The organism is Rhodococcus sp. X156, assembly GCF_004006015.1.
GTDB lineage: Bacteria > Actinomycetota > Actinomycetes > Mycobacteriales > Mycobacteriaceae > X156.
This window is the reverse complement of the sequence record NZ_CP034766.1, coordinates 2,283,652-2,307,211: the sequence shown is the minus strand read 5'-3', so window position 1 is coordinate 2,307,211 and position 23,560 is coordinate 2,283,652. Positions and strand designations below refer to the sequence as shown.

27 protein-coding genes and 2 tRNA genes are annotated in these 23,560 nt (G+C 72.8%); 23 read left to right on the top strand and 6 right to left on the bottom strand.

The features are described 5' to 3' along the window. Positions 1 to 22 precede the first annotated feature (22 nt). The 14 genes from hrcA to ELX43_RS10835 all read left to right on the top strand — a co-directional run bounded on the left by hrcA (position 23) and on the right by ELX43_RS10835 (position 11,203). Positions 23 to 1,054, top strand: a complete 1,032-nt coding sequence (gene hrcA, locus ELX43_RS10900) for a heat-inducible transcriptional repressor HrcA (RefSeq protein ID WP_127783452.1) — start codon at positions 23 to 25, stop codon at positions 1,052 to 1,054. Positions 1,055 to 1,150: 96 nt separating this feature from the next. Next, a complete protein-coding gene (dnaJ, locus tag ELX43_RS10895; RefSeq protein WP_127783451.1) occupies positions 1,151 to 2,302 on the top strand; it encodes a molecular chaperone DnaJ in 1,152 nt (383 codons plus the stop codon). Further along, a complete protein-coding gene (locus tag ELX43_RS10890; protein WP_127783450.1) occupies positions 2,303 to 3,061 on the top strand; it encodes a 16S rRNA (uracil(1498)-N(3))-methyltransferase in 759 nt (252 codons plus the stop codon). A gap of 181 nt (positions 3,062 to 3,242) precedes the next feature. Continuing rightward, a complete protein-coding gene (locus ELX43_RS10885; RefSeq protein ID WP_127783449.1) occupies positions 3,243 to 4,265 on the top strand; it encodes a PhoH family protein in 1,023 nt (340 codons plus the stop codon). Beyond that, the gene (gene ybeY / locus ELX43_RS10880; RefSeq protein WP_127783448.1) at positions 4,262 to 4,810 is read left to right on the top strand and encodes an rRNA maturation RNase YbeY; all 549 of its coding nucleotides are present in this window, start codon (positions 4,262 to 4,264) and stop codon (positions 4,808 to 4,810) included. The genes ELX43_RS10885 and ybeY overlap by 4 nt, the downstream gene beginning before the upstream one ends. Continuing rightward, entirely contained in the window at positions 4,807 to 6,186 is a 1,380-nt protein-coding gene (locus ELX43_RS10875) for a hemolysin family protein (RefSeq protein ID WP_127783447.1), read from the top strand. The genes ybeY and ELX43_RS10875 overlap by 4 nt, the downstream gene beginning before the upstream one ends. A 55-nt stretch (positions 6,187 to 6,241) precedes the next feature. Beyond that, positions 6,242 to 6,526, top strand: a complete 285-nt coding sequence (locus ELX43_RS10870) for a cytidine deaminase (protein ID WP_164860707.1) — start codon at positions 6,242 to 6,244, stop codon at positions 6,524 to 6,526. Further along, on the top strand, positions 6,519 to 7,439 hold the full coding sequence (gene era / locus ELX43_RS10865; RefSeq protein WP_241248902.1) for a GTPase Era: 921 nt from the start codon (positions 6,519 to 6,521) through the stop codon (positions 7,437 to 7,439). The genes ELX43_RS10870 and era overlap by 8 nt, the downstream gene beginning before the upstream one ends. A 90-nt stretch (positions 7,440 to 7,529) precedes the next feature. Then, positions 7,530 to 8,069, top strand: a complete 540-nt coding sequence (locus tag ELX43_RS10860) for a hypothetical protein (protein ID WP_127783445.1) — start codon at positions 7,530 to 7,532, stop codon at positions 8,067 to 8,069. An 86-nt stretch (positions 8,070 to 8,155) separates the two neighbouring features. After that, complete coding sequence (locus tag ELX43_RS10855; protein ID WP_127783444.1) at positions 8,156 to 8,563, top strand: CD225/dispanin family protein; 408 nt, start codon at positions 8,156 to 8,158, stop codon at positions 8,561 to 8,563. Between the two features lie 178 nt (positions 8,564 to 8,741). Then, positions 8,742 to 9,086 carry a DUF2752 domain-containing protein gene (locus tag ELX43_RS10850; RefSeq protein WP_346773873.1) on the top strand — a complete coding sequence of 115 codons (345 nt, stop codon included), beginning with the start codon at positions 8,742 to 8,744 and terminating at the stop codon, positions 9,084 to 9,086. Positions 9,087 to 9,126: 40 nt separating this feature from the next. Then, positions 9,127 to 9,966, top strand: a complete 840-nt coding sequence (gene recO, locus ELX43_RS10845) for a DNA repair protein RecO (RefSeq protein ID WP_127783442.1) — start codon at positions 9,127 to 9,129, stop codon at positions 9,964 to 9,966. Then, complete coding sequence (locus tag ELX43_RS10840) at positions 9,923 to 10,753, top strand: isoprenyl transferase (protein ID WP_206518001.1); 831 nt, start codon at positions 9,923 to 9,925, stop codon at positions 10,751 to 10,753. The genes recO and ELX43_RS10840 overlap by 44 nt, the downstream gene beginning before the upstream one ends. Positions 10,754 to 10,801: 48 nt before the next feature. After that, positions 10,802 to 11,203, top strand: a complete 402-nt coding sequence (locus ELX43_RS10835) for a hypothetical protein (protein ID WP_127783441.1) — start codon at positions 10,802 to 10,804, stop codon at positions 11,201 to 11,203. 23 nt (positions 11,204 to 11,226) lie between these two features. On the opposite strand, the gene ELX43_RS10830 is transcribed toward ELX43_RS10835, so the two are convergent. Both ELX43_RS10830 and ELX43_RS10825 read right to left on the bottom strand, forming a co-directional pair. Then, on the bottom strand, positions 11,227 to 11,682 hold the full coding sequence (locus tag ELX43_RS10830) for a Fur family transcriptional regulator (protein WP_277601696.1): 456 nt from the start codon (positions 11,680 to 11,682) through the stop codon (positions 11,227 to 11,229). After that, a complete protein-coding gene (locus ELX43_RS10825; RefSeq protein ID WP_127783440.1) occupies positions 11,683 to 12,027 on the bottom strand; it encodes a metalloregulator ArsR/SmtB family transcription factor in 345 nt (114 codons plus the stop codon). It lies immediately after the preceding gene. A 135-nt stretch (positions 12,028 to 12,162) separates the two neighbouring features. On the opposite strand from ELX43_RS10825, the gene ELX43_RS10820 reads away from it, so the two are divergent. Beyond that, positions 12,163 to 13,566, top strand: a complete 1,404-nt coding sequence (locus ELX43_RS10820; RefSeq protein ID WP_206518000.1) for a glycine--tRNA ligase — start codon at positions 12,163 to 12,165, stop codon at positions 13,564 to 13,566. Between the two features lie 35 nt (positions 13,567 to 13,601). On the opposite strand, the gene ELX43_RS10815 is transcribed toward ELX43_RS10820, so the two are convergent. Then, positions 13,602 to 14,087, bottom strand: coding sequence for a nitroreductase family deazaflavin-dependent oxidoreductase (locus ELX43_RS10815; RefSeq protein ID WP_241248901.1), 486 nt, complete (start codon positions 14,085 to 14,087; stop codon positions 13,602 to 13,604). A 118-nt stretch (positions 14,088 to 14,205) separates the two neighbouring features. Between ELX43_RS10815 and ELX43_RS10810 the strand changes: the two genes are divergently transcribed. Genes ELX43_RS10810 through ELX43_RS10800 form a run of 3 tightly spaced genes read left to right on the top strand, consistent with a single transcriptional unit; the run spans position 14,206 to position 17,116 of the window. Further along, a complete protein-coding gene (locus tag ELX43_RS10810) occupies positions 14,206 to 15,201 on the top strand; it encodes an XdhC family protein (protein WP_127783438.1) in 996 nt (331 codons plus the stop codon). A 2-nt stretch (positions 15,202 to 15,203) separates the two neighbouring features. Further along, positions 15,204 to 15,845: a YdcF family protein gene (locus ELX43_RS10805; protein ID WP_127784828.1), complete on the top strand. Its 642-nt coding sequence runs from the start codon at positions 15,204 to 15,206 to the stop codon at positions 15,843 to 15,845. Positions 15,846 to 15,859: 14 nt separating this feature from the next. Continuing rightward, the gene (locus ELX43_RS10800) at positions 15,860 to 17,116 is read left to right on the top strand and encodes a deoxyguanosinetriphosphate triphosphohydrolase (protein WP_127784827.1); all 1,257 of its coding nucleotides are present in this window, start codon (positions 15,860 to 15,862) and stop codon (positions 17,114 to 17,116) included. 6 nt (positions 17,117 to 17,122) lie between these two features. Here the strand turns inward: ELX43_RS10800 and ELX43_RS10795 are convergent, their stop codons facing one another. After that, positions 17,123 to 18,751, bottom strand: a complete 1,629-nt coding sequence (locus tag ELX43_RS10795; RefSeq protein WP_127783437.1) for a long-chain fatty acid--CoA ligase — start codon at positions 18,749 to 18,751, stop codon at positions 17,123 to 17,125. 123 nt (positions 18,752 to 18,874) lie between these two features. Between ELX43_RS10795 and ELX43_RS10790 the strand changes: the two genes are divergently transcribed. After that, complete coding sequence (locus tag ELX43_RS10790; protein ID WP_206517999.1) at positions 18,875 to 19,468, top strand: carboxymuconolactone decarboxylase family protein; 594 nt, start codon at positions 18,875 to 18,877, stop codon at positions 19,466 to 19,468. Between the two features lie 10 nt (positions 19,469 to 19,478). Here ELX43_RS10790 and ELX43_RS10785 read toward each other — a convergent pair whose 3' ends face one another. Beyond that, positions 19,479 to 20,399, bottom strand: coding sequence for a sigma-70 family RNA polymerase sigma factor (locus ELX43_RS10785; protein ID WP_127783436.1), 921 nt, complete (start codon positions 20,397 to 20,399; stop codon positions 19,479 to 19,481). Positions 20,400 to 20,468: 69 nt separating this feature from the next. Here ELX43_RS10785 and dnaG point away from each other — a divergent pair, with 69 nt between their 5' ends. After that, a complete protein-coding gene (gene dnaG, locus ELX43_RS10780; RefSeq protein WP_127783435.1) occupies positions 20,469 to 22,358 on the top strand; it encodes a DNA primase in 1,890 nt (629 codons plus the stop codon). Next, complete coding sequence (locus tag ELX43_RS17630) at positions 22,355 to 22,867, top strand: hypothetical protein (RefSeq protein ID WP_164860639.1); 513 nt, start codon at positions 22,355 to 22,357, stop codon at positions 22,865 to 22,867. The genes dnaG and ELX43_RS17630 overlap by 4 nt, the downstream gene beginning before the upstream one ends. On the opposite strand, the gene ELX43_RS10770 is transcribed toward ELX43_RS17630, so the two are convergent. After that, on the bottom strand, positions 22,864 to 23,145 hold the full coding sequence (locus ELX43_RS10770) for a hypothetical protein (RefSeq protein ID WP_127783434.1): 282 nt from the start codon (positions 23,143 to 23,145) through the stop codon (positions 22,864 to 22,866). The two genes, ELX43_RS17630 and ELX43_RS10770, sit on opposite strands and share 4 nt — an antisense overlap. Before the next feature lie 167 nt (positions 23,146 to 23,312). Between ELX43_RS10770 and ELX43_RS10765 the strand changes: the two genes are divergently transcribed. Both ELX43_RS10765 and ELX43_RS10760 read left to right on the top strand, forming a co-directional pair. Continuing rightward, positions 23,313 to 23,388 (top strand) — tRNA-Asn (locus ELX43_RS10765). Between the two features lie 63 nt (positions 23,389 to 23,451). Next, positions 23,452 to 23,525, top strand: a tRNA-Ile gene (locus tag ELX43_RS10760). The last annotated feature ends 35 nt before the right edge of the window (positions 23,526 to 23,560 follow it).

The window sequence follows — 23,560 nt, the reverse complement described above, 5'->3', positions numbered from 1 at the left end:
GCGAAACCGGAGGTGACGACCGATGTCCAACACCGATGACCGTCGTTTTGCGGTGCTTCGCGCCATTGTCGCCGACTACGTGTCCACCCAGGAGCCGGTCGGCTCCAAGACGCTGGTCGAGCGGCACAACCTGGGGGTGTCCAGCGCGACCGTGCGCAACGACATGGCGGCGCTGGAGGACGACGGCTACCTGGTGCGTCCGCACACCAGTGCCGGACGCATCCCCACCGACAAGGGCTACCGCCAGTTCGTGGACGCCATCGACTCGGTCAAGCCGCTGTCGTCGGCCGAGCGCCGGGCCATCCAGGGGTTCCTGGAGACCGGCGTCGACCTCGACGACGTGCTCCGCCGGGGCGTGCGGCTGCTGGCCCAGCTCACCCGCCAGGTGGCGGTGGTGCAGTACCCCACGCTGTCGGTGTCCTCGGTGCGCCACATCGAGGTGGTCTCGCTCACCCCGGCGCGCCTGCTGCTGGTGCTCATCACCGACTCCGGCCGGGTGGACCAGCGCATCGTCGAGCTCGGAGACGTCCTCGACGAGGACGGCGTGGGCCGGCTGCGCCAGCTGCTGGGCGAGGCGCTGGAGGGCAAGCGCCTGGCGGACGCCTCCGTGGCGGTCTCCGAGCTGAACGAGAAGGTGCCCGCCGACCTCAAGGACGTGGTGCTGCGCACCTCCACGGTGCTCATCGAGACCCTGGTGGAGCACCACGAGGAGCGCATGGTGGTGGGCGGCACCGCCAACCTCACCAGCTCCGCCGACTTCACCCCCTTCCCCGGCGAGCTGCGGGCCGTGCTCGAGGCGCTGGAGGAGCAGGTGGTGGTGCTCAAGCTGCTGGCCGCCGCCAAGCGCCCGGAGACGGTGACGGTGCGCATCGGCCGGGAGAACGAGGCCGAGCAGATGCGCGCCACCTCCACGGTGTCCATCGGCTACGGTGCCGCCGGAACCGTGCTCGGAGGCATGGGCGTGGTGGGACCGACGCGGATGGACTACCCGGCCACCATCGCCTCGGTGAGCGCGGTGGCCCGCTACGTCGGCGAGGTGCTCGCCGGTCGTTGACCCCCACCACCGGAGCGCGCCCCCAGGGCGTCCGGCAGGCTGCACACCCGCGGCTGAGAGACAGACCAGACCTACCAGTAAGGACTAGAGGGACACGTGGCACGGGACTACTACGGAACGCTCGGCGTCGGCACCAAGGCGAGTGCCGACGAGATCAAGCGCGCCTACCGCAAGCTGGCCCGGGAGCTGCACCCCGACGTCAACCCCGACGAGGCCGCGCAGGCCCGCTTCCGTGAGGTGACCACCGCCTACGAGGTGCTCTCCGACCCGGCCAAGCGTCAGGTGGTGGACCTCGGCGGCGACCCGCTGGAGAGCGGGGGCGGCGGCAACGGCGCCGGTGGCTTCGGCGGCCAGGGCTTCGGCTTCGGCGACATCATGGACGCCTTCTTCGGCGGCGGCCAGGGCGGCGGCGGTCGTGGGCCGCGCAGCCGCGTGCAGCCCGGCTCCGACGCCCTGCTGCGGGTGGAGCTCACCCTGGCCGAGTGCGCCAGCGGGGTGCAGCGCGACATCAGCGTGGACACCGCCGTGCTCTGCACCACCTGCCACGGCGCAGGCACCGCGGCCGGCACCAGCCCGGTGCGCTGCGACACCTGTGGCGGCGCCGGCGAGGTGCAGTCGGTGCAGCAGTCGTTCCTGGGCCGGGTGGTCACCGCACGGGTGTGCCCCACCTGCCGCGGCACCGGCGAGACCATCCCCGACCCCTGCCAGCAGTGCGCAGGCGACGGCCGGGTGCGCTCCCGCCGCGACATCACCGTCAAGGTGCCCGCCGGCGTGGCCGAGGGCATGCGCATCCGCCTCTCCGGGCAGGGCGAGGTCGGCCCCGGCGGCGGCCCCGCCGGCGACCTCTACGTGGAGGTGGTGGAGAAGCCGCACGAGACCTTCGTCCGGGACGGAGACGACCTGCACTGCACCATCCGCATCCCGATGACGGACGCGGCACTGGGCACCAAGGTGGGCCTGGACACCATCGACGGCCACGCCGAGATCGCGGTGGAGCCCGGCACCCAGCCCGGCACGATCACCACCCTGCGCGGGCACGGCATGCCCCGGCTGCGCAGCGGGGTGCGCGGCGACGTGCACGTGCACCTGGACGTGGTGGTGCCCAGCAAGCTCGACCACAAGCAGGCCGACCTGCTGCGCCAGTTCGCCGACCTGCGCACCCGGGACCAGTCCGAGGTGGTCACCGCCGGCTCCAAGCAGAGCGGCGGCCTGTTCTCCCGGCTGCGGGAAACCTTCAGCGGCCGCTAGGTGGCGCCCCCGGTCTTCCACCTGGCCCCGCTCCCGCCGGCCGGGGCCACTGCGGTGCTCGATGGCGCCGAGGGCCGTCACGCGGCCACGGTCCGGCGGTTGCGGTCGGGGGAGCGGGTGCTGCTCACCGACGGCCGCGGCGGGGTGGCTGACTGCACCGTCACCACCGTGGGCCGCGACCGCCTGGAGCTGGCCGTGCAGGCGCGCCAGGACGTGGCGCCCGCGGTGCCGCAGGTGACGGTGGTGCAGGCGCTGCCCAAGGGCGAGCGCTCCGATCTCGCCGTGGAGCTGGCCACCGAGGCCGGGGTGGACGCGGTGGTGCCCTGGCAGGCCGCGCGCTGCGTGGCCCGCTGGCAGGGGCCCAAGGCCGACAAGGGGGTGCAGCGCTGGCAGAGCACCGCAACCCAGGCCGCCAAGCAGTCCCGCCGGGCCCACGTGCCCGAGGTGGCGCCGCTGCACAGCACCACCGAGGTGGCCGAGCTGGTGGCGCGGACGGTGGCCGAGGGTGGGCACGCCCTGGTGCTGCACGAGTCGGCGCAGGCGCCGATGGCCGACCTGGTGCTGGACGGACCGCGGGTGCTGCTGGTGGTCGGCCCCGAGGGCGGCATCGCCGACGACGAGCTGGCCGTGCTCACCGCGCAGGGTGCGGTCGCGGTGCACCTGGGTCCCACCGTGCTGCGCACCTCCACCGCTGCCGCGGTCGCCCTGGGCGCACTGGGTGTGCTCACCCCGCGCTGGCTGGCTCGCCCGTTCGCCTAGCCAGGCTTGCCGGTTCGCCTAGGCGGGCTCGCCCGGGTGGGCCGGAACACGCGCGGCCTGCGGGCTGTTGTCCCAAGGGCAGCGCGAGATCGCGCCGTCCGCGCCGTAGGCTTGCCCTTTCCGGTCACCGGTGCGTGGACACCCCGTCACCATCGGGACAGCCGGATAGAATGAGGAGGTAATGGATCCTGTGACCAGCACCATCGTCATCCCTGACGCTGGTGTTCTGCCCTTTCTCGGTTCCGCCGACCGCAACCTGCGGGTGCTCGAGGAGCTGCTCGCCGCGGACGTCCACGTCCGTGGCAACGAGGTGCGCCTGCTGGGCGAGCCCGCCGACGTGGCTTTCGCCGAGCGCGCGGTCACCGAGCTCGTGGCCATGGCCCTGCGCAACCCCGAGCTGACCTCGGACGGCGTGCGCCGGACGGTGGGCATGCTGGAGGCCAACACGGCCGCCTCGCCCGCCGAGGTGCTCAGCCTGGACATCCTCTCGCGCCGCGGCAAGACCATCCGGCCCAAGACGCTGAACCAGAAGCACTACGTCGACGCCATCGACACCCACACCATCGTCTTCGGCATCGGCCCCGCCGGCACCGGCAAGACCTACCTGGCCATGGCCAAGGCGGTGCACGCCCTGCAGAGCAAGCAGGTCAGCCGCATCATCCTCACCCGTCCCGCGGTGGAGGCGGGGGAGCGGCTGGGCTTCCTGCCGGGCACGCTGAACGAGAAGATCGACCCGTACCTGCGCCCGCTCTACGACGCGCTGCACGACATGATGGACCGCGAGGCCATCCCCAAGCTGATGGAGGCGGGCACCATCGAGGTCGCTCCGCTGGCCTACATGCGCGGGCGCACGCTCAACGACGCGTTCATCATCTTGGACGAGGCGCAGAACACCACGGCCGAGCAGATGAAGATGTTCCTCACCCGGCTCGGCTTCGGATCCAAGATCGTGGTCACCGGCGACGTCACCCAGGTCGACCTGCCCGGTGGGGCGTCCTCGGGGCTGCGGGTGGTCCGGGAGATCCTCGACGGCGTGGACGACGTGCACTTCTCCACGCTGACCAGCAACGACGTGGTCCGCCACCGCCTGGTGTCCGACATCGTCGACGCCTACGAGCGCTTCGAGGCGGAGACCCGACCGGAGTCGGTCGGCCACACCCCGGCGCACCGCAGCGGCGGCCAGCGACGCGGGACCCGCCGATGAGCATCGAGATCGCCAACGAGTCCGGCGTCGAGGTGGACGAGGCCGACCTGGTCGCCGTCGCCGGCTTCGCGCTGGAGCGCATGCAGGTGCATCCCGCCGCCGAGCTGTCCATGGTGCTGGTGGACAACGCCTCCATGGCCACCCTGCACGAGCAGTGGATGGACCTGCCCGGCCCCACCGACGTGATGTCCTTCCCGATGGACGAGATGCGCCCCGGCGGTCGGCCCGACGCGGCCGACCCTGGCCCGTCCATGCTCGGTGACATCGTGCTCTGCCCGGCTTTCGCCGCCGACCAGGCGGAGCAGGCCGGCAAGACCCTGGCCGAGGAGCTGCGGATGCTCACCGTGCACGGGGTGCTGCACCTGCTGGGCTACGACCACGCCGAGCCCGAGGAGAAGCGCGAGATGTTCGGCCTGCAGGACCGCCTGCTGGCCGACTTCCACACCGACCGCCGGCGCGCGGCCCGGCAAGCGGTGCTCGACGCCGCCGACCAGCGGCTGCTGGGCACCGTGGGGCTGGACGACGATGGAGGCCGCGCCCGGTGAGCGGATCGCTTGCCATGCTCCTCGCCGCCATCGTGCTCGTCCCGCTCGCCGGCCTCTTCGCCGCGCTGGACGCCGCCCTGAGCACCGTCTCGCACGCGCAGGTGGCCGAGCTGGCCCGCAACGAGCGCCCCGGTGCCCCCAAGCTGCTCGAGGTGGTCGGCGACCGCCCGCGCTACGTCAACCTGCTGGTGCTGCTGCGGGTGGCCTGCGAGGCCACCGCCACCGTGCTGGTGGCCGTCGCGGTGGCCAGCTGGGTGTCCACCGCCCTCGCCGTGCTCATCGCCGCCGCGGTGATGGCCGTGGTCAGCTACGTGGTGATCGGCGTCGGCCCCCGCACCCTGGGCCGCCAGCACGCCTACCGCATCGGCCTGGTGGCCGCGGCCCCGCTGAAGATCTTCGGCACGGTGCTCGACCCGTTGAGCAAGCTGCTGATCCTGGTCGGCAACGCCATCACCCCCGGCCGCGGCTTCCGCCAGGGCCCGTTCTCCTCCGAGGTGGAGCTGCGCGAGCTCGTGGACATGGCGCAGCAGGGTGGCGTGGTGGACGCGGGGGAGCGACGGATGATCCAGTCCGTCTTCGACCTCGGCGACACCATCGCCCGCGAGGTGATGGTCCCGCGCACGGACATGATCTGGATCGAGCAGGACAAGACCATGCGCCAGGCCATGTCCCTGGCCGTGCGCAGCGGCCACTCCCGCATCCCGGTGGTGGGCGAGGGCCCCGACGACGTGCTCGGCATCGTCTTCCTCAAGGACCTGGTGCAGCGCTCGTTCACCCTGCGCGATGGCGAGCGCGGCGAGCCGGTGCGCGAGCTGATGCGCGAGGCGGTGTTCGTCCCCGACTCCAAGACGGTGGACGAGCTGCTCAGCGACATGCAGCTGGGCCGCCACCACATGGCCATCCTGGTGGACGAGTACGGCGGCGTCGCCGGGCTGATCACCATCGAGGACATCCTGGAGGAGATCGTCGGGGAGATCGCCGACGAGTACGACACCGACGAGCGCCCCCCGGTGGAGTACCTCGACGACGGTGCGGTGCGGGTCTCCGCGCGGCTGTCGGTGGAGGACCTGGGCGAGGTGTTCGGCATCGAGCTGCCCGCCGAGGACGTGGAGTCGGTGGGCGGGCTGCTCGGGCAGGTGCTCGGCCGCGTGCCGCTGCCCGGCTCCGAGGTCACCACCCACGGGCTGGTGCTGCGCGCGGAGGCCGGCCCGGAGATCCGTGGGCGGGTGCGGGTGGGCACCGTCGTGGTGCGCCGCGACCAGCCGGACGACGGCGGCGAGCACCACCCAGATCGACTACACCCAGACAGGTCAGACGGCTCCGACCGAACCCCGGAGCTGACGTCAGCAGAGGACAGGAGCCCCTACGGTGGCTGAGCACGGCCCGATCGACCCCGACGACGCCAAGCTGGTGACGCTGGCCCGCTCCTCGATGGGCCGCACCGGTGCCGCCGAGGGTGCCGCCGTGCGCGACACCGACGGGCGCACCTACGCCGCGTCCACCGTGGCGCTGCCGTCGCTGTCGCTGACCGCCCTGCAGGCCGCGGTCGCCGCCGCGGTGGCCAGCGGGGTGGACGGGCTGGAGGCGGCCGCGGTGGTCACCGGCGCCGACGTGCTCGACCCCGACGGCGCCCAGGCGGTGCGCGACCTGTCGCCGAAGGCGCTGCTGCTGCGCGCCGACCGCACCGGCACCGTCCAGGAGGTCACCGGTGCCTGACACCGAGCAGTCCGTGGCGCCGCACCGGTCGGGCTTCGCCTGCCTGGTGGGCCGGCCCAACACCGGCAAGTCCACCCTCACCAACGCTCTGGTGGGCACCAAGGTGGCCATCACCTCCAGCCGGCCGCAGACCACCCGGCACACCATCCGCGGCATCATCCACCGCCCCGAGGCGCAGCTGGTGCTGGTGGACACCCCGGGGCTGCACCGCCCGCGCACGCTGCTCGGCCAGCGGCTCAACGACCTGGTCAAGGACACCTACTCCGAGGTCGACGTCATCGGGCTGTGCATCCCCGCCGACGAGAAGATCGGCCCCGGCGACCGCTGGATCCTGCAGCAGCTGCGCCACGTCGCCCCGCGGGTGCCGGTGGTCGGCGTGGTCACCAAGATCGACAAGGTGGGCCGGCAGCAGGTGATGCAGCAGCTGATGGCGGTGTCGGCGCTGCTGGGCGAGGAGGCCGAGGTGGTACCGGTCTCCGCGGTCAAGGACGAGCAGGTGAACGTGCTGGCCGACGTGCTGGCCGCGCACCTGCCCGAGGGGCCCAAGCTCTACCCCGAGGACGAGATCACCGACGAGTCCGACCAGAAGATGATGGCCGAGCTGATCCGCGAGGCCGCGCTGGAAGGCCTCGGCGACGAGCTGCCGCACAGCCTGGCCGTGGTGATCGACGAGTTCGCCCCGCGCGAGGGCAGCAAGGACCTGTGGGACCTGCGGGCGCTGCTGTACGTGGAGCGCCAGAGCCAGAAGTCCATCGTCATCGGCAAGGGCGGCTCGCGGCTGCGCGACGTGGGCACCGAGGCCCGCCAGCAGATCGAGAACATGTTTGGTGTCCGCATCTACCTCGACCTGCACGTCAAGCTGGCCAAGGACTGGCAGCGCGACCCCAAGCAGATGGGCAAGCTGGGGTTCTAGCCACGCCGTGGGACGTCGTTGGGCCCGATGTCCGGTTCTCCTGGGTAGTTTCGGGGTGTCCTCCTTTCCCTGCGTCCCCTGGAGACCCTCATGACCGACGGCCCGCAGCATCCCTCCGGCACCCCTGCCTACCCGGGTGGCCCCGGCAACCTCGGGCCGATGCCGGGCAGCAACGACCCCGGGCAGCAGCCCCGCACCGTGCCCGCCGACGTGGACAAGGCGTGGAAGCTCTGGCTGGCCAGCATCGTGATCGGGCTGATCGGCACCGTCGTCGGGCTGCTGGCCACCGACCGGGACAAGCTCAAGCAGGACCTGATCGCGGAGGGCAGTGCACCGGCTGACGTGGACGCCGTCGTCAACGCCACCGTGGTGTCGATCGCGGTGATCGGGCTGATCATCCTGGCCCTGCAGCTGCTGTTCGTGTTCAAGATGCGGGCCGGGCGCAACTGGGCGCGCATCGTGCTCACGGTGCTCGGCGTCGTCGGGGTGCTGTCCTCGGTGTTCAGCCTGAGCCAGGGCTCGGGCCTGGCCGCGGTGGTCAACCTGGTGTCCGCGGTGGTCGTGGTCGCGGCCATCGTGCTCATGTACCGACCCGCCGCCAAGGCGTACTTCAGCCCGCAGCGGTACTGACCCCGGGGGTTGCCACCGACGTTGCGGCACAGTAACTTTCGGTGACCGGTCGCCGAGGGCGACCACCGCGCGCTGGGGGGGAAGCGATGACCACGTCCAACGGACCGGGCTCAGGCTGGGACAAGGAGCAGCACGGGCAGGGCCAGCCCGGCTACGGCCAGGGTGGCTATGACCAGGGTGGCTACGGTCAGGGCGGCTCCGGCCAGGGCGGGTACGGGGCGCCGATGGCGGCGCCGGACAACCACCTGGTGTGGGCGATCCTGTCCACCGTGTTCTGCTGCCTGCCGCTGGGCGTCGTCTCGATCGTCAAGGCGACCCAGGTCAGCTCGCTGTGGGCGCAGGGCCAGCACGACGCCGCCCGGGCGTCGGCCGACCAGGCCAAGAAGTTCGCCATCTACGCGGCCTGCACCACCGTTGGGTTCCTGGTGTTGTACGTCATCGGGATCGCCGCCGGTTTCGCCAGCTTTGAGCTGGACACCGACACCAGCAGCTAGGCAGCGCGTCGACGGCACCAACGCTGTCGGGGCCGCTCGCTAGATTGGTCCGGTCAGTCGCAGCACCACCGGAGGCAATGCCGTGAGCACCGCGCACCCGTTCTCGGCCCCGCCGGCCGACCGCTCCCGCTGGCTCGCGCCGGCCGGTGCGGCGGCGGCCGCCGCGGCCGGGTGCGCACTGCTGTGGCTTGCCGACCCCACCACGCCGGGTGGCGTGCTGCCGGTGTGCCCGACCAACGCGCTGCTGGGCCTCACCTGCCCCGGCTGCGGCGGCATGCGGATGGTCTACACGCTGTTGCACGGTGACGTCACGGGTGCGCTGCGGTACAACGCTGTCGCCCTGGTGGCGGTGGCAATGATGGTGTGGGCGTGGGGCGCCTGGGTGCTGAGCCTGCGCCGTGGCCACCTGGTGCGCTCCTGGCAGCACGTCAGCTGGGCGCCCAGGGTGGCGCTGGTGGTCACGCTGACCTGGTTCGTGGTGCGCAACCTGCCGTGGGCGCCGTTCACCGGGCTGCAGGTCTAGCGATGGTGAAGCGCGACGGCCGGAGTGCGACGATGGCAGCGTGAGGCTCTACCGAGACAACGCGGTGGTGCTCCGGCAGCACAAGCTGGGGGAGGCCGACCGCATCATCACCCTGCTCACCCGCCAGCACGGCGTGGTCCGCGGGGTGGCCAAGGGCATCCGCCGCACCCGGTCGAAGTTCGGCGCCCGTCTGGAGCCCTTCGAGCACATCGACGTGCAGCTCTACCCCGGCCGCAACCTCGACATCATCACCCAGGTGCAGACCCTGGACGCCTTCAGCAGCCCGCTGGCCGCCGACTACACCCGCTACACCACCGGCTGCGCCGTGCTGGAGACCGCGGAGCGGCTGGCCAGCGAGGAGCGCACGCCGGTGCTGCGGCTGCACCTGCTCACCGTCGGCGCCCTGCGCGCGCTGGCCGCCGGTGACCGTGCTCCGGAGCTGGTGCTCGACGCCTTCCTGCTGCGGGCCATGGCGTTCGCGGGCTGGGCACCGGCGCTGGCGGAGTGCGCGCGCTGCGCAGCCCCCGGACCACACCGGGCCTTCCACGTGGCCGCCGGCGGTGCGGTCTGCGTGCACTGCCGCCCGGCCGGCTCGGCCACCCCGAGCCCCGAGGTGATCGAGCTGATGCTGGCCCTGCTGCACGGGCAGTGGTCGACCACCGAGGACGTCACCAGCAGCGTCCGCCGCCAGGCCAGCGGGCTGGTGGCCGCGCACCTGCAGTGGCACCTGGAGCGCCAGCTGCGCACCCTGCCGCTGATCGAGCGCAGCCGTCCGCACCACGCGCCCGCCCCGGTGGCCGGTCCGGAGACCGACACCCCAGACACCCTCCGGCAGGATGGGCACCGTGATCCCACGCCGACGTCTGCGCACCGCGTCTGAGCGGACGGTCCGTCCGCCAGATCCGCACCCCTCCGGCGCCCTGCCCCCGCTGCTGCAGCCGGAGCTGGTGCCCCGCCACGTCGCCCTGGTGATGGACGGAAACGGCCGCTGGGCCCAGGAGCGCGGGCTGCCCCGCACCGCCGGGCACGAGCGCGGCGAGGCCGTGCTGATGGACGTGGTGAGCGGTGCCATCGAGCTGGGCGTGGAGTGGTTGTCGGTGTACGCCTTCTCCACCGAGAACTGGAAGCGCAGCCCCGAGGAGGTGCGCTTCCTGATGGGCTTCAACCGCGACGTCATCCGCCGGCGCCGCGACGAGATGAACGAGATGGGCGTGCGGGTGCGCTGGGCCGGTCGGCGGCCTCGGTTGTGGCGCAGCGTGATCAACGAGCTGGAGACCGCCGAGCAGCTCACCGCGGGCAACTCCGTGCTCACCCTGACCATGTGCGTGAACTACGGCGGGCGGGCGGAGATCGCCGACGCCGCCCGGGAGATCGCCCGCCGGGTCGCCGCCGGGGAGATCAACCCGGAGAAGGTGGACGAGAAGATGCTCGCCCGCCACCTCGACGAGCCGGACATGCCCGACGTGGACCTGTTCCTGCGGCCCTCCGGCGAGCTGCGCACCTCCAACTTCCTGCTGTGGCAGTCGGCGTACGCGGAGATGGTCTTTCAGCACACCCTGTTCCCGGACTTCGACCGCCGCGACCTGTGGGCGGCGTGCGTGGAGTACGCCTCCCGCGACCGACGCTTCGGCGGGGTGCCCGAGCGGGCGCCACAGGAGCCGCAGTGAGCACCGCGACGGGAGTCGCGCAGTGAGCGCCGCGACGGGAGTCGCGCAGTGAGCACCGCCCCTGAGCTGCTCGCCGAGGCCCGCACCGCCCTGGAGCGGTACGTGGACGTGGCGGTCGACCCCAGCGGAGCACTGGCCTTCGCGCACGGGGAGGTGCCCTGCGCGGCGCAGGCCATCGAGCTGGCCGAGGGGCTGGTGGTGCTGTCGGTCACCTGCGTCATCGCGTGGGACCTCGACCGCAGTGCGGTGCTGGACGCGGCGGTGGCCCGGGCCGGTGCCAACGTGCAGTTCGGTGCGCTGGGGCTGCTCGACGACGGCGACCGCGCCGACGTGACCCTGCGCTACGCCTTCCCGGCCGCGGGGCTGGACACCGAAGCCCTGGCCACGCTGCTGCTGCTGGTGCTCTCCGCCGCCTCGCACGCGCGCACCGAGGTGCTGGCCGCCAGCTAGGTCGGGGTCTCCTCGGGGCGCTGCTAGCCCGCGGCGTCCGGGGACTCTGCGCAGGCCCGGCAGGTGCCGAAGACCTCGACGGTGTGGCTGACGTCGCTGAACCCGTGCTCGGTGGCCACCGTCTGCGCCCAGCGCTCCACCACCGGGCCCTCCACCTCCACGGTGGCGCCGCAGTGCCGGCAGACCAGGTGGTGGTGGTGCCCGGAGGAGCAGCGGCGGTAGACCGCCTCGCCGTTGTCGTTGCGCAGCACGTCCACCGAGCCGGCGTCGGCCAGGCTCTGCAGCGTCCGGTACACCGTGGTCAGCCCGATGCCCTCGCCGCGGCGGCGCAGCTGCTCGTGCAGGTCCTGGGCGGAGCGGAACTCCTCGGTGGCGTCAAGCAGGCTGGAGATGGCGCTGCGCTGCTTGGTGGCGCGCACCCCCACCTCGGGCGAGCGGACCTCCGCCGCACGGGTGCCGCCCCTGGTCGACTCGGCCACTCAGTCCTCCTCGGCGTGCGCGACGGCGTCGATCACGATGTGCGACAGGTGCTCGTCCACCAGGCTGTAGACCACCTCGCGACCGGCACGCTCCCCGTGCACCACGCCCGCCGCCTTGAGCACCCGCAGGTGCTGGCTGACCAGGGGCTGGGAGAACGCGAGCGCCTCCACCAGCTCGTGCACCGAGCGCGGCGACTCCCGCAGCTGCAGCACGATGGCGATGCGCACGGGGGCGGCCAGGGCGCGCAGCAGGTCGCCCGCGCCGGCGAGGATCTCCTTGGGCGGCACCGCGGCCACCGGCGTGCGGTGGGCGGCGTGCCGCACCGCTTCTGCCTCGATGGTCACCAATGCCTCCGATGTCGTGAAATCACGAGTGGACCCCCATCGTAGTGAGCGCCGACAAACCGGGTGGGGAGCCGGACAGGTGCGCCTGGTGCGCCGGATAGTCTGGGGTTCAACCGCGTCGTCGTCGATACCTGTATGGAGCTCATCTCAGTGGCTGCCAAGTCGTCCCCCATCGATACCGTCGTCAGCCTCTGCAAGCGACGGGGCTTCGTGTTCCCCAGCGGGGAGATCTACGGCGGCACCCGCTCGGCCTGGGACTACGGGCCGCTGGGGGTGGAGCTGAAGGAGAACATCAAGCGCCAGTGGTGGCGGTCCATGGTCACCCGCCGCGACGACGTGGTGGGCATCGACTCCTCGGTGATCCTGCCCCGCCAGGTCTGGGAGGCCTCCGGCCACGTGGCCACCTTCTCCGACCCGCTGGTGGAGTGCCTGCAGTGCCACAAGCGCTACCGCGAGGACCACCTCGTGGAGGAGTACACCGAGAAGAAGGGCCGCGAGCCGGAGAACGGCCTGGCCGACATCGTCTGCGCCAGCTGCGGCACCCGCGGCGAGTGGACCGAGCCACGCGCCTTCTCCGGCCTGCTCAAGACCTTCCTCGGCCCGGTGGACTCCGAGGAGGGCCTGCACTACCTGCGCCCAGAGACCGCGCAGGGCATCTTCGTGAACTTCGCCAACGTGCTCACGGCGTCGCGGCGCAAGCCGCCGTTCGGCATCGGCCAGATCGGCAAGAGCTTCCGCAACGAGATCACCCCAGGCAACTTCATCTTCCGCACCCGCGAGTTCGAGCAGATGGAGATGGAGTTCTTCGTCGAGCCCGGCACCGACGCGGAGTGGCACGAGTACTGGCTGGAGGAGCGCACTCGCTGGTACACCGACCTGGGCATCAACCCGGACAACCTGCGGCTCTTCGAGCACCCCAAGGAGAAGCTGTCGCACTACTCCACCCGCACCGCCGACATCGAGTACCGCTTCCGCTTCGGCGGCAGCGAGTGGGGCGAGCTCGAGGGGGTGGCCAACCGCACCGACTTCGACCTGCGCACCCACTCCGAGGCCTCCGGCACCTCGCTGGACTACTTCGAGCAGGCCACCGGCACCCGCTACACCCCCTACGTCATCGAGCCGGCAGCCGGCGTGGGCCGGGCCATGATGGCCTTCCTGCTGGACGCCTACACCGAGGACGAGGCGCCCAACGCCAAGGGCGGGGTGGACAAGCGCGTGGTGCTGCGGCTGGACCGCCGGCTGGCGCCGGTGAAGGCCGCCGTGCTGCCGCTGAGCCGCAACGCCGACCTGACGCCCAAGGCCAAGGAGCTGGCCGCGAAGCTGCGCGAGCACTGGAACGTGGAGTTCGACGACGCCGGAGCCATCGGCCGCCGCTACCGCCGCCAGGACGAGATCGGCACGCCGTTCTGCCTGACCGTGGACTTCGACACCCTCGACGACCAGGCCGTCACCGTGCGCGAGCGGGACTCCATGGCGCAGGAGCGGGTGGCGCTGGACCAGGTGGAGAACTACCTGGCCGCACGGCTCATCGGCTGCTGACGCCCTGACTCACCTCCGGTCGCGGCCCGCGCTGCTCAGGCAGCGGCGCTGGCTGCGACCGGCGTGAGCACGAACACCCGCGACTCCCGGCCGGACATCTCGTGCTCCATCCGGTACCCGGGCCACACCTGCAGCATCAGCGGCCACAGCCTGGCACGCTCCTCGCCGGTGACCTGGCGCACCTGGCAGGTGAAGGTGTCGCCCTCGAAGAACACCTCCGCGGTGTCGGCGGCCATCAGGTTCGCCGTCCACGCCGGGTGCTGGGGCCGGCCCCAGTTGGAGCCGTTGACGATGAACGAGTCGCCGTGGGGCACGCAGAGCAGGTTGGTGGTGCGCGGCTTGCCGCTGGTGCGGCCCGGCACGGTGATCCGCACCCCCGGCAGGCCGGCCAGGCGCAACAGGGTGATCCGGCCGTGGGTGAGCCGGGCCAGCCACCGCTCCACCCGCGGGATGGCCGGCTCGATCTTCATCAACCACGGCTTGGTGCCGATTGCGCGCGCGATCGCGGCCAGAGGATGCATGGGCGGATTCTAGGCGCGCCACGCCTGGCGGAGCGGGGGTTTGCGCGCAGCCCTGCAGGCCGGCAGGACGCCGTTGCCGGGCAACAGGGTTGGTGCGCGGGTAGGGCACGATGGAGGCATGGCTGAACTCGTGGACCTGGGCGCTGCCCTCACCCGCTGGCGGCTGAACGACACCCCGGTGTGCGTGGTGCGGGTGAGCGAGGTGCACGGCTTCGGCGCCACCGCGCCCACCCAGCTGCTGCTCAGCGACGGCGCGGAGCTGCACGGCAGCCTGCTGTCCGGAGCGGCCGACGAGCAGGCCCGGGGGCTGGCGGCCCAGGTGCTCGCCGACGGCGTCGCGCGCCAGGCTGAGGTCGCCGTGGACGAGAGCAACGCCGCGCGCAGCGGGCTGGCCTGCGCGGGACGGGCCACCCTGCACGCCCACCTGCTCCCGGACGCGGCCGCCGAGCTGGTGGCAGACGGCTTCCTCGCCGGCTCCCCGGTCGCGCTGTTGTCCGCGCCGGCCGGGCTGGTGGTCACCGCCGGTCGCGACGCCGAGCAGGTCAGCACCGAGCTGGACGACCCCGAGCCGGCGCTGGCTGCGGTGCGCGGGCTGCTGCGCCTCGGCCGCAGCTGCACCGAGACCGTCGAGCTGACCGACGGCGGGCAGGCGCTGGTGGACGTGCTGGTGCCGCGCAGCCGGCTGGTGCTGGTGGGTGGGGGAGCGCTGGCCGACGCCCTCGGCGCCCAGGCTCGGCTGCTGGACTGGGACGTGCTGGTGCGCACCGGGGTGGCCGAGACCGAGCAGACGGTGGCCGGGCTCACCGCGGCCGACGCCGTGGTGGTGCTCGACCACGACCCAGCCTTCGACGGCGCCCTGCTGCGCACCGCGCGGGGGCCCGGCTTCGCCGGGGCGCTGGGCTCGCGGCACGCCCAGGCCGCGCGCCGCGAGCGGCTGCTGGGGGCCGGCGCCACCGAGGAGGAGCTGGCCCGCATCCACGGGCCGGTGGGCCTGGACCTCGGTGCGCGCACCCCGGCGGAGACCGCGGTGTCGGTGGTGGCCGAGATCATCTCGGTCCGTTCTGGGCGCGCTCCCAGAGCCCTCTCCGCAACCACTGGCAGGATCAAGGCGTGAGCATGCGACGCCGAAGTGCACTGGGGGCCTGGGCCGTGCGCCTGGTGGTGGGCACCCTCGTCATGGCTGTCGTGCTGGTGTGTGGCACCGCGCTGCGGGTGTGGCAGGTGGCCCGCGACGACGACCGCACGCCGGCCGACGCGCTGCTCGTGCTGGGGGCCGCCCAGTACGACGGCACCCCGTCCGCGGTCTTCGCCGCCCGCCTGGAGCACGCCAGGGCGCTCTACGCCGAGGGGGTGGCGCCGCTGGTGATCACCGTGGGCGGCAAGCAGCCCGGCGACGAGTTCACCGAGGCCGCCTCCGGACGCCGCTACCTGGTCGACGCCGGGGTGCCGGCCAGCGCCATCGCGGCGGTGGAGGACGGCGCCGACACGCTGGGCAGCATCAAGGCGGTGGCGGAGCTGATGCGGGCGGACAACCTCAGCAGGGTGGTGGTGGTCAGCGACCCCTGGCACTCCGCCCGCACCTTGGCGATGGCCGAGAACGAGGGCCTGCACGCGCAGTCCTCGCCCACCCGGCAGGGCCCGTCGGTGCTCACCAGGGAGAGCCAGTTCCAGGGCATCATGCGCGAGACGGGGGCGCTGCTGTACTACCGGCTCACCGACGCGCCCACCACGCTGTTCGAGACCACGGCGAACTGGTAGTCGTGGCAGCCGCCGTGCCGGCCTACGACGAGCACTCGGTGGCCCGCCGGGTGCTGGAGGCCCCCAAGCAGGCCGCGCTGTCCGGCGCCGCCCCGGGCTCGCGCTCGGACTTCGCCCGCGACCGGGCCCGGGTGCTGCACTCCGCCGCGCTGCGCCGCCTGGCCGACAAGACGCAGGTGGTCGGTCCGCGCGACGGCGACACCCCGCGCACCCGGCTGACCCACTCGCTGGAGGTGGCCCAGATCGGCCGGGGCATCGCCCTGGAGCTGGGCTGTGACCCCGACGTGGTGGACGCTGCCGGGCTCGCCCACGACATCGGCCACCCGCCGTACGGCCACAACGGGGAGCAGGCCCTCAACGAGGCGGCCACCAGCTGCGGCGGCTTCGAGGGCAACGCCCAGAACCTGCGCATCCTCACCCGCCTGGAGCCCAAGGTGCTCGACGAGACCGGCCGCAGCGCCGGGCTCAACCTCACCCGTGCCGCCCTGGACGCCGCCATCAAGTACCCGTGGTTGCGCCGGGACGGGGAGGTGAAGTACGGCGCCTACGACGACGACGCCGAGGCGCTGGCCTGGGTGCGCGAGGGAGCGCCGCAGGGCCGCCGGTGCCTGGAGGCCCAGGTGATGGACTGGGCCGACGACGTCGCCTACTCGGTGCACGACGTGGAGGACGGCATCATCGCCGGCCGCATCGACCTGCGGGCCCTGGGCGTGCCCAGCGAGCAGCGGGTGCTGGCCCAGCTGGCGCGGCGCTACGTCCGCGAGGCCGACGAGGGGGTGCTGATCGAGGCGGCTGCGGGACTGGCGCACCTGCCGGTGGTGGCCGCGGTGTGGCCCTACGACGGCTCGCTCACCGCCTCGGTGTCGCTCAAGCGGCTCACCAGCGAGCTGGTGGGCCGCTTCGCCTCCGCCGCGGTCACCGGGACGCGGACGGTGGCGGGCGACGGTGCACTCACCCGCTACGCGGCCGACCTGTCGGTGCCGCCGGTGGTGGCCGGAGAGGTGGCGGTGCTCAAGGCGATGGCGCTGCGGTACGTGATGAGCGACCCGGTGCGCCTGGCCGAGCAGAACCGGCAGCGGGAGTGGGTGCACGCGGCGGTGCAGCTGCTGCTGGCGGCGGGGGAGCCGGCGCTGGACCCGATGTTCGCCGACCACTGGCGCCACGCCGCCGACGACGCCGCCCGCCGCCGGGTGGTGCTGGACCAGATCGCCTCGTGCACCGAGGCTCGGCTGGAGCGGATGCTGCGCGAGGGCGGCCTGCTCAGCTCCTGAGGCCGCTCAGTCGGGCAGCTGGTAGTCGGCGAACTCCGTGCGCAGGTCCTTCTTGGAGAACTTGCCGACACTGGTCTTGGGCACCTCGTCGATGAACTCGATGGCGTCGGGCAGCCACCACCGGGCCACCCGCGGGCCCAGGTGCTCCAGCAGCTCCTCGGCGGTGACGCTGGAGCCGTCCGAGCGCACCACGCAGGCCAGCGGGCGCTCGTCCCACTTGGGGTGGGCGATGCCGATCACCGCCGCCTCGGCCACGCCGGGGTGCGCCATCAGGTGGTTCTCCAGCTCCACCGAGCTGATCCACTCGCCGCCGGACTTCACCAGGTCCTTGGTGCGGTCCACCACGCGCACGTTGCCGAAGGCGTCCACGCAGGCCACGTCGCCGGTGCGCATCCACCCGTCCGCGGTCATCAGCTCCACCCCCGGGTCGGGGCGGTGGTAGCCGGCCGCCGCCCACGGCCCCCGCACCTGCAGCTCCCCGCTGGTGACGTCGTCCCAGGGCAGCGGGGTGGTGGCGCCCGGCTCCACGATGCGCAGCTCCACGCCGGGCACCGGGGTGCCCTGGCGGGCCCGCAGGGCGGCCTGGGCGGCGTCGCCGGCCTGGTGCTGGCGGTGCGGGACGTGCCCGACGCTGGCCACCGGGTGGGTCTCGGTCATGCCCCAGGCCTGCAGCACCGGCACGCCCAGGGTGGTGCGGTAGAGCTCGGCGAGCGCCTCGGGCACCGCCGAGCCGCCGCACAGCACGGCGCGCAGCGCGGGCAGCGTGACGTCGGCGAGCAGGGGCCGCATGCCCGCCCAGATGGTGGGCACCCCGGCGGCGAGGGTCACCCGCTCGTCGATCATCAGCTGCAGCAGCGACTGCGGCGACAGGTCCGCACCGGGCAGCACCAGCGACGCCCCGGCCATCGGCGCGGCGTGCGCCAGGCCCCAGGCGTTGGCGTGGAACATCGGCACCACCGGCAGGATGACGTCGCTCTCGGCCACCGCCATCGCGGCGGTGGTCATCATCGACATCGAGTGCAGCCAGGTGGACCGGTGGGAGTAGACGACGCCCTTGGGGTTGCCGGTGGTGCCGCTGGTGTAGCACATGGCGGCGGCCTGCAGCTCGTCGTCGACGTGGAAGTCCACCGGGTCGCACTGGCTCAATAGGTCCTCGTAGTCGTGCACCTCGGCGGTGGTGATCACCACGTCCGCCGCGTCGGGGCCAGCGCCGTCGTCCATCACCACCACGTTGGTGACCGACGGGATGGAGTTCAGCAGCGGTGCCAGCAGAGTCAGCAGCGAGCGGTCCACGAACACCACCTCGTCCCCGGCGTGGTCGGCCACGTAGGTGAGCTGCTCGGGAAACAGCCGGATGTTCAGGGTGTGCAGCACGCGCCCGGTGCACGGGGCGGCGAAGTACAGCTCCAGGTGGCGGGTGGAGTTCCACGCGAAGGTGCCCACCCGGGCGTCCGGGCTCAGGCCCAGGGTGTCCAGCATCCCGCCGACCCGTCGGGTGCGCTCGGCCCACTGCCCGTAGGTGGTGCGGACCGGCGCCGGGCCGGCGCTGACCAGCTCCCGGTCCGGGTAGAGCGTCTCCGCCCGCCGGAAGAGGGAGTCGATGGTGAGCGGGTAGTCCTGCATCAGTCCGCGCATGGGCCGATCATGCCAGTGAGCCACATCACACAACAGCGGAAGTGGGGTGCCGGTGTCACGTCCGGGTGCACCGCCTCGTCGGGAGGGTGTGCGGCCCACACCGGGTGGGCCCAGCCGGAGGAGATGACGACCGTGCCTCGTGTTCCTGCTGTGCCCAGCCGTGGTGCCGGACTGCTCAACCGGGTGGTGCACGCCTACGCCCGCCGGCGCTTCGGGGCGGTGCCCGAGCCGGTGGCGGTGGCCGGGCACCACCGACGACTGATGCTGGCCTCCGCGGTCCACGAGACGGCGGTGGAGCGGGCGGCCACCGTGCTGGAGCCGAGCCTGCGCGAGCTGGTCCAGCACCGCACCGCCACGGTGGTGGGCTGCTCGTGGTGCGTCGACTTCGGCGCGATGCTCGCCCTGCACCGCGGGCTGGACGCCGACCGGCTGCGCCACCTCGACGACTACGCCACCTCGCCGCTGTACACCGACACCGAGCGGCTGGCGCTGGACTACGCCGGGGCCATGACGGCGCTGCCGGTCACTGTCACCGACGAGCAGGTGGCCGAGCTGGACCGCCGGCTGGGCCACGCCGGGCTGCTGGAGCTCACCTACCTGGTGGCGCTCGAGAACGCCCGGGCACGGGGCAACGCCGCCCTGGGCATCACCGACCAGGGCTTCACCAGCGGGTCGGCGTGCGCGGTGCCCGTCGCCAGCCCAGGGCCGCGGCCGTGAGCTGGCGCGCTCAGGCGGGCAGGTGGCGCAGCTTGTCCGGGTTGGCCACGTCGTAGATCGCGGTGATCACCCCGTCGCGCACGTCCAGGGTGACCACGTGCGTGCCGGTGGCCGCGTGCTCGGCGTCGCCTGGGTCAGCCGGCAGCACCAGCCCCAGCTCGCCGTTGACCAGCACCGGCACCGCCCGGGCCTGGTCGTAGCCGTACTTGTGCACCAGGCCGAGCAGGAACCGTGCCACCTTCTCGGCCCCGACCACCACCTTCAGCGCGGTGCGCGCCCGGCCGCCGCCGTCGCCGGTGAGCGCCACGTCGGGGTGCAGCAGCGCGGTCACCGCGGGCACGTCCCCGGTGGCCAGCGCCGCAAAGAGCTCGCCCACCAGCTGCTGCTGGGCGGCGGGCACGGTGCGCGGAGCTGGGCCGGCCTCGGCCAGCCGCCGCCGGCCGCGGGAGGCGTGCTGGCGGGCCGCGGCCACCGTGCAGCCCAGCGTCGCGGCCACGTCGGCAAAGGGCACCCCGAAGGCGTCGTGCAGCACGTACGCCACCCGCTGCTCCGGGCTGAGGGTGTCCAGCACCACCAGCACGGCCAGGCGCACGTCGTCGTCGTGCACCAGCCGCTCCAGCGGGTCGGCGCCCGCGGCGTCCAGGGAGGTGACCACCGGCTCGGGCAGCCACGGGCCGGGGTAGGTCTCGCGGCGCGCCGCGGCCGAGCGGAGCCGGTCCAGGCAGAGGTGGCTGACCACGGTGGTGAGCCAGGCGGGCAGGTTGGTGATCTCCGTCGCAGCGTCGGCACCCAGACCGGCCAGGCGCAGCCACGCCTCCTGCACGGCGTCCTCGGCGTCGGCGATGCTGCCGGTGAGCCGGTAGCCGACCGCCAGCAGGTGTGGCCGGTGCTCGACGAAGCGCTGGGCCAGCGCGTCAGGTGTGACGCTCACCAGGGCAGTGTGCCTGAGCGAGGCGGAGGTGGTCGCCCCTCGCTGGTGCCGGGTCCTAGACTCCAGGGCGTGGCTGGCCGAATCCCCGAACGTGACATCGCGGAGATTCGTGAGCGCACCCGCATCGACGAGATCGTCGGCGACTACGTGGCGCTCAAGCCTGCGGGCAGCGGCTCGCTGAAGGGCCTGTGCCCCTTCCACGACGAGAAGAGCCCCTCGTTCAACGTCCGGCCCGAGCACGGCACCTACCACTGCTTCGGCTGCGGCGAGGGCGGTGACGCCATCAGCTTCATCCAGAACGTGGAGCACCTCAGCTTCGTGGAGACGGTGGAGCGCCTGGCCGACCGGGTGGGCTACAAGATCACCTACGAGGGCGGCGGCACCACCGTGCACCGCGACCGCGGTACCCGGGCCCGGCTGGTGGCGGCCAACGCCGCGGCGCAGGAGTTCTACGCCGCCCGGCTGCGCGAGCCCGACGCCGAGGCCGCCCGCGCCTACCTCGTGGAGCGCAACTTCGACGCCGCGGCGTGGCTGACCTTCGGCTGCGGCTACGCGCCCGGCGGCTGGGACACCCTCACCAAGCACCTGCTGAACAAGGGCTTCGAGGCCAAGGAGCTCATCGAGGCGGGCCTGGCCTTCGAGGGCAAGCGCGGCCCGATCGACCGCTTCCGCCGCCGGCTGCTGTGGCCGCTGCGCAACCTCGGCGGCGACGTCATTGGCTTCGGCGCCCGCAAGCTCTACGACGACGACACCCTCGAGGCGAAGTACGTCAACACCTCCGACACCATGCTCTACAAGAAGTCACAGGTGCTCTTCGGGCTGGACCTGGCCAAGCGGGAGATCGCCAAGCGCCACCAGGTGGTCATCGTGGAGGGCTACACCGACGTGATGGCCATGCACCTGGCTGGGGTGACCACCGCGGTGGCCACCTGCGGCACCGCCTTCGGCGAGGAGCACATGGGGGTGCTGCGCCGGCTGCTGATGGACGACTCCTACTTTCGCGGCGAGGTGATCTACACCTTCGACGGCGACAAGGCCGGACAGGCCGCGGCGCTCAAGGCCTTCGACAGCGACCAGAAGTTCGCTGCCCAGACGTTCATCGCGGTGGCCCCGGCCGGACAGGACCCGTGCGAGCTGCGGCAGGCCTCTGGCGACGCCGCGGTGCGTGACCTGGTGGCCCGGCGGACCCCGATGTTCGCCTTCGCCGTCAAGGCGCTGCTGGCCGAGCACGACCTGGAGACCGCCGAGGGCCGGGTGGAGGCGCTGCGCCGCACCGCGCCGGTGGTGGCCCGCATCAAGGACGTGGCGCTGCGCGACGAGTACGCCCGCCAGCTCGCCGGCTGGATCGGCTGGGACGAGACCGCCGACGTGCTGCGCCGGGTGCGGGAGAGCGCGGGGGAGCGGCCGGTGCGCCCGCGCCGCACGCGCGCCGTGGAGGCCGTGGCCGCACCGGAGGGGCCGGCTCGGCCCAACCCGGCCGACCCGCGGTTGTGGGTGCAGCGCGAGGCGCTCAAGGCCGCGCTGCAGCTGCCCGCCGTGGCCGGGCCGGTGTTCGACTCGCTGCCCCCGGAGACCTTCGACCACCCCGCCTACGTGGCCCTGCACGCCGCGATCGGCGCCGCCGGCGGCACCGCCGCCGGGCTGGGTGGCGCGGCCTGGATGGACGCCGTCGCCCACCAGGTGGCCGCGCCCACCGTGCGGTCGCTGCTCACCGAGCTGTCGGTGGAGCCGCTGCGGATCACCACCACCGACGAGCCCCGGTACGTGCAGAGCGTGCTGTCGCGGCTGCAGGAGGTCTGGGTGGGCAAGCAGGTGGCCGAGCTGAAGTCGCGGCTGCAGCGCATCTCACCGGCGGACGACCCGGACGAGTACCACAACCTCTTCGGCGACCTGGTCGCCCTCGAGCAGTACCGGCGCGGACTGCTGGAGCAGACCAACGGCGAGCAGGGCGTGGGGTGAGCCTGCTCGACCGGCTGCTGCACCGGGTCCCGGTTCCCGAGGGCTCGGTGGGCACGCTGGAGGCGCAGGAGGAGGTGCTGGTGGCGGCGCCCCTGCGCGAGGGGCACCTGGTGGCGACGCGGCTGGGGTTGTGGGTGCCGGGGGATGCCGGCCCGCGCCGGCTGGACTGGCACCTGGTGAGCAAGGCCACCTGGGACGGCGCCGCGCTGGAGCTGGTGGTCGCCGAGGTCACCGGGCAGGCGGGACGGGCCGTGCTGCTGGCCGACGCGGAGCGGCACAGCTACGCGCTGGAGCGGCCCGGCAAGCTGCCCCAGGTGGTGCAGCAGCGAGTGACGTCGAGCATCCGCTCCACCCACCACAAGGCGCTGCCCGGGGGCGGCGCGTGGTTCGTGCAGCGCGCGGTGCCCGGGCGCGACGGGGTGGTGCTGCAGGTGCGGGTCGACCGGGGCACCGATGCCGAGGTGGTGGCCGACATCGCCGCCTCGGTGGCGGAGCAGCTGCCGCGCTAGGGCTGGGTGGGACCGGTGGTGGTGCGCGCGGCGCCGCGCTGCTTCTCCACGTACACCGTGCCGTCGGCGTCCAGCGGCTCCAGCTGCCTGGTCGACGGGGCGTCCAGCGCCACCAGCAGCTTGTCCCGCGCCACGTCGCGCGCGATGACGGCCAGCTTGCGCGTGGTGGGGCTGTTGGCGATCCGCTGGTAGTTGCGGTTGATCAGCTCGTAGCGCTCGCGCCCGGCCTTGGTGCCCATGACGTATCCGGTCGCGGCCACGATCACATACCCGATCATCGTCGGTGGTCCCTCTCGCTCGGTGCGTCTGCCCCGGTCCATCTTGCCGTACGGCGTCGTACAGGGCACCGCGGGCGGAGGTAACCTGGCCCGGTGCGAGGCCCCCTGGGGCGTGCGCTAAGGTTTCAACCCGTCGCCCCACGCAGCACCGGAGCGGCGCACTGCGGTCCCCTGTAGCTCAATTGGCAGAGCAGCCGACTGTTAATCGGCAGGTTACTGGTTCGAGTCCAGTCGGGGGAGCCACCACTCCAGAGCCAGTCCCCAGCTAGTGTGCTCAGGGCTGGCTCGTCCAGCCGTCCACTACCTGGGGCAGTAGCTCAGCTGGTTAGAGCAGCGGACTCATAATCCGCCAGCCGTCGGTTCAAGTCCGACCTGCCCCACGCACAGCCTGCCCCGCCGAGGGTGCGGGCCGTCC